11 protein-coding genes are annotated in these 13,180 nt (G+C 66.3%); 7 read left to right on the plus strand and 4 right to left on the minus strand.

The window, feature by feature from the left end; genetic code table 11:
* Positions 1 to 616: 616 nt before the first annotated feature.
* The 4 genes from OG788_RS07640 to galE all read right to left on the minus strand — a co-directional run bounded on the left by OG788_RS07640 (position 617) and on the right by galE (position 4,994).
* A complete protein-coding gene (locus tag OG788_RS07640) occupies positions 617 to 2,050 on the minus strand; it encodes a hypothetical protein (RefSeq protein WP_406369668.1) in 1,434 nt (477 codons plus the stop codon).
* Positions 2,051 to 2,665: 615 nt separating this feature from the next.
* The gene (locus tag OG788_RS07645) at positions 2,666 to 2,881 is read right to left on the minus strand and encodes a hypothetical protein (protein WP_406369669.1); all 216 of its coding nucleotides are present in this window, start codon (positions 2,879 to 2,881) and stop codon (positions 2,666 to 2,668) included.
* A gap of 136 nt (positions 2,882 to 3,017) precedes the next feature.
* The gene (locus tag OG788_RS07650) at positions 3,018 to 3,527 is read right to left on the minus strand and encodes a class I SAM-dependent methyltransferase (RefSeq protein ID WP_406369670.1); all 510 of its coding nucleotides are present in this window, start codon (positions 3,525 to 3,527) and stop codon (positions 3,018 to 3,020) included.
* A gap of 462 nt (positions 3,528 to 3,989) precedes the next feature.
* Positions 3,990 to 4,994, minus strand: coding sequence for a UDP-glucose 4-epimerase GalE (gene galE, locus OG788_RS07655; protein WP_406369671.1), 1,005 nt, complete (start codon positions 4,992 to 4,994; stop codon positions 3,990 to 3,992).
* A gap of 735 nt (positions 4,995 to 5,729) precedes the next feature.
* On the opposite strand from galE, the gene OG788_RS07660 reads away from it, so the two are divergent.
* From OG788_RS07660 to OG788_RS07690, 7 genes are read left to right on the plus strand one after another with little or no spacing between them, the layout of a single operon-like run.
* A complete protein-coding gene (locus OG788_RS07660; RefSeq protein ID WP_406376695.1) occupies positions 5,730 to 6,842 on the plus strand; it encodes a MalY/PatB family protein in 1,113 nt (370 codons plus the stop codon).
* A gap of 11 nt (positions 6,843 to 6,853) precedes the next feature.
* Positions 6,854 to 7,690 carry an NAD-binding protein gene (locus tag OG788_RS07665; RefSeq protein WP_406376696.1) on the plus strand — a complete coding sequence of 279 codons (837 nt, stop codon included), beginning with the start codon at positions 6,854 to 6,856 and terminating at the stop codon, positions 7,688 to 7,690.
* The gene (locus OG788_RS07670; protein ID WP_406369672.1) at positions 7,687 to 8,499 is read left to right on the plus strand and encodes a hypothetical protein; all 813 of its coding nucleotides are present in this window, start codon (positions 7,687 to 7,689) and stop codon (positions 8,497 to 8,499) included. The genes OG788_RS07665 and OG788_RS07670 overlap by 4 nt, the downstream gene beginning before the upstream one ends.
* Positions 8,500 to 8,512: 13 nt before the next feature.
* Positions 8,513 to 9,190 (plus strand): hypothetical protein, encoded by a 678-nt coding sequence (locus OG788_RS07675; protein ID WP_406369673.1) that lies wholly within the window; start codon positions 8,513 to 8,515, stop codon positions 9,188 to 9,190.
* Positions 9,190 to 9,858, plus strand: a complete 669-nt coding sequence (locus tag OG788_RS07680) for a hypothetical protein (protein ID WP_406376697.1) — start codon at positions 9,190 to 9,192, stop codon at positions 9,856 to 9,858. The genes OG788_RS07675 and OG788_RS07680 overlap by 1 nt, the downstream gene beginning before the upstream one ends.
* A complete protein-coding gene (locus OG788_RS07685; protein ID WP_406369674.1) occupies positions 9,848 to 11,092 on the plus strand; it encodes an MFS transporter in 1,245 nt (414 codons plus the stop codon). The genes OG788_RS07680 and OG788_RS07685 overlap by 11 nt, the downstream gene beginning before the upstream one ends.
* 22 nt (positions 11,093 to 11,114) lie before the next feature.
* Positions 11,115 to 12,848 (plus strand): condensation domain-containing protein, encoded by a 1,734-nt coding sequence (locus tag OG788_RS07690; RefSeq protein ID WP_406369675.1) that lies wholly within the window; start codon positions 11,115 to 11,117, stop codon positions 12,846 to 12,848.
* Positions 12,849 to 13,180 lie beyond the last annotated feature (332 nt).

The raw sequence follows: 13,180 nt of genomic DNA on the forward strand, positions 1-13,180 counted from the left end.
CCCCATGCTGCTCAGGCCGGGCTGCACACAGAAGCCACGCTGACCGGGCCTCGCGGACGGCCTCCAGCTCGCCGCCGAGAACCTGAGCGGTCCACGCGACCATGCGGCCGATGAAGCCTGGGGCAGAGTCCAGACCTCGGGGTGCTCAAGCCTGTGGTGACGCGGGAGGAACGCGATCCCTGGGCCCTGGGCGCCAAAGTCGCTGTCTTCACCCAGATCCGCATCGAGCGAGGCATGACCCGCCGAGCACTCCCCGAGGCTCCCTCCCGGCGCTGACCAGCTGGCCGACGGCTGCGTCCTGCGCTGCCGCCGGCGGAGCTGTCCCTCTCGGCGTGGGGGCGGCTGTCGGATGCATATCGCCAGGCCAGGGCCCCTGTGCCGGTAGCGGATACCGGCACGACGGCGGGATGGGCCGACGTTGCAGGCAAGAACCCGCACAGCAACACCAAGGCTTGGCCCGGCAAGCGCCACGCGGAGCAGTTGGACGTGCTCCGTGCTGCGGACGCCAAGCATCGGCTGGGTGTGAGCTCGCGTGCCGGTGGTTGAAGCGCGGCTATGGTCTCTTCTGCGGGGTGGGGGTGCGGGGCGCCCGGTCCGGGCTGCGGATGAGGGATGTTCAGCCGTCGGCGGCTTGTGTCGTGTCGGCGGCCAGGGTCCACTGACCGGTCTTGTCGAACGGCCATGCGTGGGCGTAGGTATCGCGCCCGAAGTATTCCTGCAGGGCTTGTTGTGTGGCCGGAGGGTCGGCAGGTGCGGTGAGGGAGCGGGCGAGCGGGTCGATCGCCGTCGCGTACTGCTCGGCCCATTGCACCCAGTCTGCCGCGCTGTCCGCCTGACGGGCGGCGGCGCAAAACGCGCGGATGTCTTGTGCCAGGCGCCAGTTCGTGGCCTGTTCGGCGATGATCACGCTGCGGTGCTGGGTGATCTGCGCTTCCCGGGCCTGTCGGAGGGTGCTGTACCAGTTCCGTTTGCGCGCTGCTTCTGCCTGCTCTGCGGCAAGGCGTTGTTCCTCGGCGCGTTCGGTACGTTCTTCCAGGTCGCGCAGGAAGTGGCCGAGCCGGTCTTCCAGCACCCATCTGGCGCCGTCCGCGTGGCTGTAGGACGGCCTGTAGTAGGCGTCGCGGTGCGGCGAGGCGATCATGAGCTGGCCATTGGGGTTGTGGTCGTACTTGGGGATGCGGTTCCAGGGGTGTTTCTCGTGGTCCCGGAGCTCTTGGGGGGTGGGCTCGTGGGGGACTTTGGCCGTGCGTTCCGCGATCTCCCAGGGGTATTCGTGGATTCCGATGCGGACCACCAGTTGGTGTGTTTCCTCGCCACGGTGGTGGCTGGTGACGGTGGTGACCTCGTAGCCGCGTCGTTCGGCTTCGGTGATGAGTACGTGGGCGATGCGCAGGGCCCGGTCGGCGAGGTGGCGGGAGACGTGGACCGGGACGACGTCGGCGCGGTCGCGGGTGTCCACCGTGGTCTTCGAGCGTCCCAGTGCCTTGAGCGTGCGGGTGATCAGGGCGTGTGGCTTCGTCGGGAGCTGGTCAGGGACCTCGATGGCAGGAATGACGGGCGGTTCTGCGGCCTTGAGCGCGGCTTCGTCCAGGAGCCGTATGATCACGTCGCCCTTGTCCCGGCCGTTGAAGCGCAGCTTGCAGTCTTCGGGGACGTGGCCGTGGTGCAGAGCGTGGTAGTAGGCGGCGCGCCAGCGTGCGCGTGTCTTGGGGCCGGGGCCCGGCACGGTGATCGTGCCGTTGGACTCGCGGATCCGGGTGAGGAGCTCGGGCCCGTCAGCCGGTGCGAGAGCGGCTTGGGCAGGATCGTTCTTCAGCCGCTGCTTCTCCTCCTCCACCTCTTTGGGATGCTTGCCGTGCTTGAGGTAGAAGCGGCCGTCTGCTGTGAGCGTCACTACCTGGCGCCCCGTTGCCCAGCTGGTCGTCACCAGAGTCCGTTGCCGAAGCGCCCACAGAACACCGCTGTGCGCACCGGTCGCGTCGAATGCTTTCGGTACGGCCGCTACCTTTTTGAGCAGCTCGAGTTGCTTGTCGTTCAGCCTGTACTTCACTGATCCCTCCCCCACCCGCGACGGACCGCGGGCTCTTGGCTGAAGGCAGTAAGGCGCAACGCCCGCCCCCACGCGCTCGGTTCGCAGAGATTTCATCCACGCGGGTTCCTGAGAGAGGCACGTACACTGCGCTCTCCTGTACACAGAGCCGGGCACTCCGCCCGGCGCAGGGGCGCCGGCACTGACGAGGCGCCGACGGCAGAAAGTCGATGACGGTGGCCAGGTAGAGCCAGCCCACGAACGGCCCCGCCCGGATCGCCGAGTGGGGCCGCCGCGTGCGGATCAGCCTTCCCAGCCTCCGTCGAATCCCGAGGTCAGCTGCGCCGAACAGATGTTGTAACCGCCCGCCGCGTGCCCGGACTTCGACTTCCGTCGCGGGAGCCCTGTTCGCACTGACACGTCTGGTAGGACCACTCGCCGTGGCGCTACACCAGTAGTGCGGCCGGGCAGGCACGGAGCGACACGACAGAAAGAGTGCGCGGTGTAGCGCTGTGCCTAAACAATCGACCGGGGCACGCTCAGCGCGGAGGTTCGCCAGCAGAAGGTGCTCCCGCACGTAACGTCCTTACGGGAACCCCATGCCTGCCGCCTGCCGGTGAAGGTTGAGAAGACCGATCACGCATGGTGAGTGGGGAGCAGTCGAGAACTGGCGATGTTGAGGCGCATGCCGGAAGGGATCCGGCCGGCGGTGTCTAGCAGGGCCGGGGCAGCGGCCAAGAACTCGGCACGCAGGCTCGCGGTCTGCTCCGGATCGAGCACCGCCAGGTCGTAGAAGGCTTCGGTGGCGGCACCCCAGACCTGCTCTGGGGTGCCACACATGTCGATGATCACGGATTCCAGCTCACCGGCGCGAATCCGGCTGGGCCGAACAATTCGTTCAGGCCTTCCCGGCTGCGAGCCCTGCCATCACCGAGCCGCGGAATGGACCGCTCCGGCGGTACTGCCTTGAAATAGGGGCGGGCGAGGGTCAGAACAGGCTCATGGCCTGGCCTTCGACGGGCCCACCCCCAACGGCGACGGCGAGTCGGCCACCGGGCGCCAGGACCCGAGCCGCCTCGGCGGCTATCCGGTCCACGTCGTGCATCAGCATCAGCGCCATGTGCGACACCACGGCCTCGAAGGAGCCGTCGGCGAAGGGCAGTTCTTGGGCCCGCCCCTGCCGCAGGTCCGCGCCAGTGAGCGCGGGACGCATCCGGGCCAGCGCCAGCTCCTGATCCGCCAGGTCGATGCCCGCCAACTCCTCGGCACCAGCTTCGGCCAGCACCTCCAGCAGGGCGCCGTCCGCACATCCCAGGTCGGGCACCCCGCGGACTCCGGCAACCTCGGCGGCCGGAACCTGGCAGCCGGTGCGGCCATCGGCAAGCGGGGCCCGCTCCATGTTGACCGACTGGCGCCCGGGTCCGTTGTTGTGGAAGTCGCGCAGGAACATTTCGGCGGCATCGGAACTGGAGCTGCAAGGCGTGGGAGTTGTGGCCATCTTCGGGACCATCGCCTGACGCGCCCCACCCACAGCGGTTGTTGCCCACCGGGAGACGGCTCCAGCCACTGCGGCTCCACCACGGCATTCCCCCGACTTGGCCGGGCTTCTGGCGGACAATGGGAGGCAGTCCGAGGCCATGATGGGAAGGCAGGCTTAGACTTTCTCACAACCGCACTCCACGTCAGGATCGACATGCTGCAGAGCTCGCCGCAGCTCGCCCCGTGACTGCCGATGGTCGGGGCCAGCGTCGGTACTCATGTGGTCATCGTGGCATTCGACCCGTTCTGCTGGATCGGTTGGTGCGCAAAACTCGGAGGCGCAGCTCCGTTCGCAGCCCGCGCCGGCCCTGGGTCCTCGCGTGCGGTCGACTTACCGTCAGACAGTGAGCCAGCGAAACCGGTTCCCCTTCGTCGATGCGAACTCGGGCGGCGAACCCGTCCAGGCCCACCGCCCGAGTATTCAGGAGTCGGTGGTCCCTCCGAGCCGGTCGTCGCGGATCTCGGCCCAGCTCAAGGAATCACGAATGCCTTGGGCAATGGAGTACTGGGGCTTCCAGCCGAGCAACAGCTGGGCCCGGTCGCTGCGCGTGTACGCGCCGGCGACGTCACCCGGGCGCGGGTCTGTCTCGACGATCTGCACGGGCGGCTCAACCACGCTGTTGAAGGCGTCGGCCAACTCGAAGACGGTGGTGCCGGTGCCGGTGCCGAGATTGATGACCGACGAGCGCGCACCGGCCAGTCCTTCGTCGAACTTGCGCAGCGCGGCAATGTGGGCGGTGGCGAGGTCCCACACGTGGATGTAATCACGGATGCCGGAGCCATCACGAGTGGGCCAATCGGTCCCGGTGACGGAGAAGGCAACTCCCTCGGCGTGTGCCTCGATCAGCTTGCCCAGGGCATGGCTGGGGCGACGCAGCTGAAGGCCGGTCCGCAGCTCGGGGTCGGAGCCGATCGGGTTGAAGTAGCGCAGCGACAGGACGCGGATCGGCTGGGTGGCGGCAATGTCGGCGAACATGCCTTCACATACGGCCTTGGTGCGGGCGTACGGGCTCTGCGGAGCAAGGCTGGACTCCTCGTCCACGCTGAAGTCCTCGCCGGGCAGGTAAATCGACCCGGAGGACGAGAAGATCATCTTCTCGCAGCCGTTACGGATCAGGCTGCGGACGAAGGTCAGGCTCTTGGCCACGTTGGCCTCGTAGTAGCCAATCGGGTCACCCACCGAGTCCGGCACCACGATCAGGGCGGCGCAGTGTACGACCGCCTCGATCTCCGGGTGTTCGGCAAAGATTCGGTCCACCAGTGCACTGTCGGCGATGTCACCTTCGTAAAAGGTACGCCCCTCCGTGAACTCGCGGCGACCGGTGACCAGACTGTCAAGGATCACCGGGGTGATGCCGGCGTCGAGACAGGCCGAGGCGACTGTGCTTCCGATATACCCGGCACCGCCGGAGATCAGGACCTTCATAGCCTAGTAGTGACCTTTCTGTGCACCCAGAAACTGGACGGACGGCGTGCAGGCAATCCTAGCGATCTTAAGCCTGACACGTCCGTAGGGAGCAACTGGCCGCCATGGAGCGGGAACGCGGGCGCCCGCCTCCCGGGGAGAGGCCAGCCGCAACGCGGCATTCCCCTTCGAGGCACAGCGATTGCCGAGTTCTCCCTGGCTCCCAGTACGGGCCGGCCGGCGATTCACTTGCCGCATAGGAGGACTCGCGGACTTTAGGGCAGGCGATCGCGCAACGAGTTCACCCTCCACTGAAAGTAGCACGCCAAGTTCATGACAGCACGTCAAGTCACTGCCAGACGAGTGGCGTTCGCGCGCTTCACGTGGCATATCACAGGCAGTACATCCAGAAGGAATAGTCAGCGTAAAGGTTGAGATAAGGGCGGCCGCGACTCTCGGCGGGAATGCGGAGACCATAGATGACAAGCAGGAAAATATCGGACAAACGGCAGTAGAACACGTCAAGAAATATGCGCTTTGCAAAGCCTCCTACGAGTCAGTATGATCTTCGTTCGTTGCGGGAACGTAACACGGGGGCTGTACGTAGACATGGGTGAACTGTCACTTGTTGCCCCCTCTCAGGTAAGAAATCTCCTCGCCCTTGCGGCGGGAGCTTGGAACTGGAGGGGCATGACCCGCCCGAGGTCTCTCTTAAGCGCAAAATATCCCGGCAAAATCGGGGCGTGGGTGGCTGAAATGGCCTATGACGTAGCCACCCCCATTCATGAGGCTATTCTCTGCGAAACTAATGAGGGTACGCTCGGCTACAACGATCCCATCAGTATTGCTCAGGGCCGTAATTCGGTTTCCGCGTGGCTGCTGCGCTCGTATGACTGGGACGTCGAGCCGACATCCGTCGGCTTCGTCAGCGATGTCGTCAGCGGTTTCGCGGCGGTGCTGCGACACTTCGTCCCTGCAGGCAGCCCCGTGGTGGTCCCAACTCCGGCCTACGGCCCGTTCCTGACGGTCCCAGAGCTGTTCGGTCACCCGGTGATCCGGGTACCTATGTGCGAGGGGCCGTTCGGCCCGGCCATGGACATTGACGGCATCGAGCGAGCCCTGCACGCCGGTGCACGCCTGGTCGTGCTCTGCAATCCGCACAATCCAACCGGCCGGTCCTACCGCCGGACGGAGCTGGCCGCCCTGGCAGATGCGGTCGAAGCCCACGGGGCGCGGGTCTTCAGCGATGAGGTGCACGCGCCGCTGAACCTCTCCGGCCGGCCCCATCTGCCGTATGCGGCTGTGGCTGCGCGGACCGCAGAGCACACGATCACTGCCACGTCTGCCTCCAAAGCCTGGAACATCTCAGGGCTCAAGTGCGCCCAGCTCCTCTTCTCTGCCACGCGCGACGCCGAGACGTGGCAAGGCGTGGCAGGCCACTACGTCCGGTCGGTGTCCCGGCTGGGCGTCGCGGCTCTGCGGGCCGCCTACGAGGAGCCGGAGTCGCAGGAATGGCTGTCGGCGACTCTGGAGCGTCTTCGGCGCAACAGCGAGTCGGTCGTGCGACGAGTCAACAGCGAGATGCCAGGGATTTCCTGCCGTCCAGCAGAGTCCACCTATCTCGCCTGGCTGGACTGCACCCGTCTCGGGGTCGCCGATCCGGCCCGGCTCTTCCACGAGCACGCCGGAGTGGCGCTCTGCGACGGCGAGGAGTTCGGCTCACCGGGATACGTCCGGCTGAACTTCGCCCTTCCGCAGGCACAGCTGGAGCGGGCGCTTGATGCCATGGCAGCGGCGGTGGCGGCGGAGCAGCGGCAGCTGTCGTCCGCCACCGGGCAAACGATCGGGAGTACAAGGGGGAACACGTGATACGTGTTGTTGTGTCAGGTTATGGGGTAATGACGCGCGGGGTTATCCCGCATTTGGCTCGCCAGGATGACGTATCAGTGGTCCTGCTAAGCCGGCACCTGTCGGAGCCGCCGTGTGAAGGAGTGGAACTCACCACGCTGGACACCATGGTGTCAACGCCCCCCGACGTCATCATCGGATGCTTCGAGACCGACGAGCGCAGCCGCGAGTTCTGGCTGGACCAGCGGGTTGGGCAGGCCGTGGCCGAGCGGGGCGCAGGCTGCATCGAGATGTCCACACTCAGCCTGGGTTGGGCTCGTGACTGGCACGGGGCCGTCTCTGCAGCGGGGGGCATCAGTGTTGAGTCGCCGGTCACCGGCAGCCGCCCCGGGGCGACGAGCGGCACGCTCTCGGCGTTCGTCTACGAGAGCGCCCCTGACCCCAGGGTCCGACGTGTCCTGGACTGCTTCGTCAGCAAGCGTTACGACTTTCACCTGCCGGGCAACCCGACGTGCTTCAAGCTTGTCTACAACGCTTGGGGGGCCTCGCTGCTGCACTCAGTTGCAGCGTATGTGCCGACTCTGCAGGACCGCCTGGGCAGGGACTTCGATGTCGCCCAGGAGATCCTCAGCAGCGACGGCTGGATGGCTCTGGTCTGCGCGAGCAAACTGAGCCGCGTGGTCGCTGCGGATTTCGACGATCCCGACTTCGCAGTCCGGCACATGGTCAAGGACCTCAGCTACGCCCGCGACATGGTGGGCGCCCCGCATGCTCTGCTTGACCTCGTTCACCACTCCTTCCGTACGGCGGCAGCTGCCTTCGGCGGCGATGCCGACTACACCGCGGTTGCTGGCGGGGCGAGCGAATGAAGATCACCGAGATGGAACGGCTCAGGACCCGACTCGATGCCGAACTCGCCGGAGTGAGCGAGGTTTCGGTCGCTCTGTCGGGGTCCATGGCGCGTGGTGACTACCGCGCCCACGGCGGCCAGGTGCTCTCCGACCTGGATCTCATCCCCGTCATCCGTAGCGTCTCCGACGTCGGGATCGCCCGGAACCGGATCGGCCCGGTGCTCAGGACCCTCGCGGACGAGTTCGAGCTCACGTGCACTGCGGCAATCACCCTCGCCGACAACTTCCTCCGGGTCCGCAATGCGGCCTACGTGACCAGCATGTCCAATCGGCCGTTCCTGTGCGACCCCCTTCGTCTGCAGGACGAACTGGACCGGCTGACGACTCCGAACACGCAGGACGCGTTCCCCTGGCTGGTGCAGCCCGTAACGTACTACCTGGCTAAGGCTGGTTGGACCAAGCCGGAAGAGAATCTCGGCAAGGCTCTTACGTCAACTCGTCTGCTGATCAGCGAGTTGGCGGGCGACGACGCCGTGTTGCGTGACGTGTCAGGCGAGCTGCCGGCCGTACCGTCGGATCCGCGAGTTCCTCTCGACCCGGCCGAAGCCGCGACCCTTCTCGACGACTGCGTCAGCATCCTCACCGCCCTGACAGGCCGACACGAGATCGACCTCCTGCCGTCGTCACGGGAGTTCTTGCGGCGGCACGCCGCCGGTGACGCAGGCGAAACCATTTTTCTCGCCGTTCGCGAACAGGCCTTCCTGGAGAACCAGGGGCTGCCGTTCGAGAAGTCGTCCATGGCGGCCCGCCCGACCTCGCGATGCTAACGGAGTAAGCACTGTGCCCATCAACCTGCCCAACAATTTCCTCTGTACGGCGACAACTGCCGTCTTCGACGAGCCGATCCCCATCGACTTCCAGCATCTGGCCCAGCCCGGTCTGCCCGAGCTCCTGCTCGAGCAACTGTCTGCACACCGCTTCCTGGTGACAACCTCCGTCGTCACCTCCACCGTGTCGGCCGAACACTCCATCAGTTTCGTTGAGACGCTGTTCAAGGTCCCGGTGAATCTGGGCGGACGGGATTTCCTGTTTCCCGTCGTGACCTACGTCGACCACGAATATTCGCTCGTGCGGGGCTATCTCATGGGCTTCAACAAGCTCCTCACTCCGAAGCGGCAGGATGCCGATCCCCTCGCCTTGGTGTTCGCCGACCACGACCTGGACTTCCGGGCTGCGGCCGAGGATCCCTCGCCCACACCGCAGTTGCCGCCGGAGCAGGACTACCCGATGCTGCTGTGGACGGACTACTCCGTCGGGCCCGCTCGTTCCCACGGCTTCATGACGCTCGACATCGACGCGTACTGCCGTCGGCAGGTCCGATCTCTGGCCGCCGAGCGTGCCGTGCAGACGGTCTCCGGCCACAAAGTGACCATCAGTCAGCTCTATGTGATCGAGGACACCTTCACGATTCGGGACGTCCTCCCGGTTCTGGCCCAAGAGACGGAGGACCGGTCGTGATGCGTCTTCTGTCCGATACAACCACCGACCGCCTCCAACTCGCCTCGGGAGCAAGGGTCGCGACCCTCGGGCCGGTCGGCACCGACGCACACGCCGAGGCCAGCCGTTTGTTTGACGACATCGTGCTGACCGACTCGTTCGCCGAAGCCGTCGCCTACGGGGAACGGCACCAGAGCTACGCACTCGTCGCTGCCGGCTTCATCGAACGCAGTGCGAGCGACATCACCGACAGCTGGGTTGATTTGCACTTCAGGGCGTACGGCCGCATGACTCTCGCGGCGGTCTGGGAGCAGAACACCAAGGCCATGTGTATCGCCACCAACCCGCAGCATGCAGAGACACTGGATGCCGTCCGCAGGATAGCCATCCACCCCGCCACGGCCGTGTTCGCGCGCACATACACGCCTCAGGCCGAAGTCGTATACGTCAACGCCAAACCCATTGCCGTGGAGTGCGCGAGCCAGGGGACCGTCGACGCGTGCGTTGGCTCATTGGACGTCGTCACCCAGGCCTCGAACCTGATGGTCCACGACGTCTTCCGGCCGACGATGGTGTGGTGCCTCTACGAGCCGCCGACGCACACAGTCCCGGAGCCAACCGACCCCATCGCTCACCCGCACATGAACACGTCGGCCGCCCACATCGAGGAAATCTCCCATGGTCACTGACCTCACCGCAGAGTCGGCCCCCCAGGAGACACCCGAACTACCTCTGCGCCGTAACCTGAAGTTCCAGACCTACTGGATCGGGGCAACGGCCGGCGGAACCGGAATCGGCATCACCAACCTGGCCTTCCCCCTGCTGATCCTCTCTACATCCGGCTCACCAAGCCGGGCAGCGATGTTCGGCGCGATCCAGGCCGGTACCCAGATTGTCCTTGGCATTCCGGCAGGGGCGCTGGCCGACCGCATGAACCGGCGCGGGCTACTGATCACCGCCGAACTCGTACGGCTTGCCGCGCTCGCGGGCATCGCCGCAGCCTTGTGGCTGAATGCTCTTACCTGGCTGCAACTGCTCGCCACCGCAGTCGCCATCGGCTGCGCCCAGGCACTGGGCGGCCCGGCCCGCGCCCTGATCCTGCGCACGATCGTGCCGCGTTCCCAACTGACCCAAGCCCTCAGCCAGGACGAGGTGCGCGTCAACGCCGCAGGGATGCTCGGCCCGATGGCAGCCGGATCCCTGTTCGCCGTCGCGCGCATCGCGCCGTTCCTGGCCTCCATGGCCGGCTTCCTCGTTTCGCTCTGTACCGCCTGCCTGGTGCCGTTCGACGGACGTCCCACCGGCGACGCCAAGGGCAGAACCAAGGGCGGCGCGTTGGAAGGACTGCGCATCCTGTGGCGCAACCGCGCGCTGCGATGGATCACCACTGCTGCGGCAATGGTCAATCTCGCTGGTGCCGCCGTGGTGCTGATCGTCGTGGTCATGCTGAAGGAGCAGCATTTCTCCAGCGCAGCCACAGGCTTCGCACTCGCCGGTGAGGCCCTTGGCGGGATCGCCGGTGCCACGGTCACCGGCCGACTGCACCGTTGGATGCAGCCCGGCAAGCTCCTGCTCACCGTCTGCTGGCTCTGCCTGCCCTTGATGGCCGCGCTCACCGTGCCTCTCGGCCCGCTATGGATCTTCGCCCTGATGTTCTCGTTCGCCGCCGGCGGGCCTGCGCTGCTGGTGATGGTTGACATCCTGGTGTTTCGTCAGGCACCCGACGAGGTCCGCGGGCGGGTGATCGCCGGGACATTCATGGCGTTCACCGTCGGCGCACCCCTCGGCAGCCTGATCGCGGGCAAGCTGCTGGACCACTTCTCCCCACAGACCTCGATCCTGGTCGTCTGCGCCCTCCTGGTAATACCGCTGTCGCTGGTCACGTTCCAGCGCAGTCTGCGTGACGCCGTGTGGCCGGACTGACCAGGACTGAATAGAGACAACGATGACGAACACCACCAGCACAAACACCACCGTCGCGAGCGGTCTGGGTGACGCAGAGGTCGAAGCGACCGTGCTGCTCGGGGCCGAGGAACTCCTGGGCGCCGCAGCCGCACCCACCGACAACTTCTTCGCGCTCGGCGGCAACTCGCTCTTGGCTACCCGCTTCACCGCACTGCTCCTCAAGCGCCTGGACGGCATCGAGGTGTCCTTGAACGACGTGTTCGAGGCACCCGTGCTCAAGGACCTCATCGCGCGACTGCACAGCCGAGCTGCCACGACCTCCAGCCAGGCACAGGCCCAGTCCAAACAGGAACCGGCCATAGAGCAGCTGACCGCGATCGATGAGCACAGCAGAGAGGTCCCATCTGTGCGGGCCACCGTGCTGGGCCTGCCCGGGCAAGCCATCCCCCTCACCTACAGTCAGAAGCGGCGTCGCGTGCGGGACGTCTCCTCCTCTGGCGACCGCATCCCGCACCACATCTCCGCGGTGCTTGACCTGTCGGGGCCGGTGGACACCACGGCCCTTCGACTGGCGTGCCTCGATCTGGTTGACCGGCACGCGTCCCTGCGCACCTTGTTCCGGTCAAACGAGGAGCACCATGGCGCGAGCTTCGTCGACCCGGCTGAACTGTGTCTGGACGACCTGTTCCGCATTGTCCCCGCCTACGACCACAGCGCGCAGGAACTCGACGGGCTCACCGAGGTGGAGGCGACCCGGCTCTTCGACCTGGCCCGGGACGTCAAGCTGCGGGTGACCCTGTTCCAGCGTGACGAGACCAACGCGCGACTGATCGTCACCACCGAGCATCTGGTCGCCGACGGCGAATCCTTCAAGCTCCTTCTCGAAGACCTGTCCACCGCATACGCCGCACGGCAGGCCGGCGCGGAACCCGACCTGGGGTGGCCTGACGCCCGCGGCCGGGCCTGGGGCGAGGTCGAACAGCTGCTGAACCATGAGCGGTTGGCAGCCAACCTCGACTACTGGCGCAGCAACCTGGACCCGCTGGAGGCGCTTCCTGAGGTTCGGCTGGCGGGCATGCACGAGCCCACGAGCCGCCCGACCAGCCCCGCGCAGGCTGTCACGACGATCAGTGCCGAACTCGTCCACCGACTGCGACAGTGGTGCGCGGAGAACGGCTGCGGCCTGTATAGCGGCTTCCTCGGTGCCCTCGCGCTGAGCGTGCTGGCGAACAATGGCAGCAGCGTCGTGGGAGTCGTCGGCCCCACTTCCATCCGGCCCGAGGGCTGGGAGCGCGAGGTGGCCTGGTTCTCCACCCTGTCGATCTACCGGTTCCGGATCAACTCAGAACTCGCAATGTCCGAGGTGCTGCGCTCGGCACGGGCGACGGTGCTGGACGGTATCTCTCACGCCCTGCCGCTGCCGCTCCTGGTCGACCACCTGCAGCCAGGCCGCGACACCGTCCAGCTCTGGCGGCCCTGGCTTTACCTGGATGTCCAGGAGGTCTCGGACCAACCGGCTCTCCAACTGACCGATGTGCAAGTTGCTGAGGCTGACGCCGAACTCATGCCGGCGCTGCGCCCTGGAGTGTCCATCGGCATCGTGGTCGGGCCGCAGTCGACGTCGGTGGTGCTGCAGTACGAAGTTGAGGCCTGGGCGGCCCCGATGGCCGAGGCCTTCTCGGCGTCACTCGCGACGTCCGTCGAACTCCTGGTGGAGGGCGGCGTGACCTTGGAAGGTCTGCGGACCCTGCGCGAGCGTCACGGTTTCGCCTGAGCGGCGCCTCACCATTTACATGATCCCGGCGGCAGTCCGCGGTGCCACAGGCGGCACCGGGCGGTGGCCCCTGCCAAGTTGGCAGCGACGCCCCTTCACAACCAGGTGAGCTCGCAGGTTTCCCCGACCTATCCAGTTCGGGGATTCGACGCGCTGGATTGCCCGTCCCGGCGAGGGTGAGAACCGCGCCCAGACGTCCGATAGGCGGCGGCGAGCGTCGTCCGCGGCACGCGGTTGTCCCAGGGCGGCCCTGTCGCGCAGCGGCGGCTTCGTCGCGCCTCAGGACCTATGTCCGCCAGATTTCCCGAAAGTTTTCACGCCTACTACAGGGT

The sequence above is a fragment of the Streptomyces sp. NBC_00647 genome, from assembly GCF_045207245.1.
Lineage (GTDB): Bacteria > Actinomycetota > Actinomycetes > Streptomycetales > Streptomycetaceae > Streptomyces.

What these genes read in the sequence shown, in the direction of transcription:
- OG788_RS07650 (WP_406369670.1), bottom strand. Translation starts at nt 3,527, where the DNA reads ATGGCCACAACTCCCACGCCTTGCAGCTCCAGTTCCGATGCCGCCGAA.
- galE (WP_406369671.1), bottom strand. Translation starts at nt 4,994, where the DNA reads ATGAAGGTCCTGATCTCCGGCGGTGCCGGGTATATCGGAAGCACAGTC.
- OG788_RS07660 (WP_406376695.1), top strand. Translation starts at nt 5,730, where the DNA reads ATGGCCTATGACGTAGCCACCCCCATTCATGAGGCTATTCTCTGCGAA.
- OG788_RS07670 (WP_406369672.1), top strand. Translation starts at nt 7,687, where the DNA reads ATGAAGATCACCGAGATGGAACGGCTCAGGACCCGACTCGATGCCGAA.
- OG788_RS07680 (WP_406376697.1), top strand. Translation starts at nt 9,190, where the DNA reads ATGCGTCTTCTGTCCGATACAACCACCGACCGCCTCCAACTCGCCTCG.
- OG788_RS07685 (WP_406369674.1), top strand. Translation starts at nt 9,848, where the DNA reads ATGGTCACTGACCTCACCGCAGAGTCGGCCCCCCAGGAGACACCCGAA.
- OG788_RS07690 (WP_406369675.1), top strand. Translation starts at nt 11,115, where the DNA reads ATGACGAACACCACCAGCACAAACACCACCGTCGCGAGCGGTCTGGGT.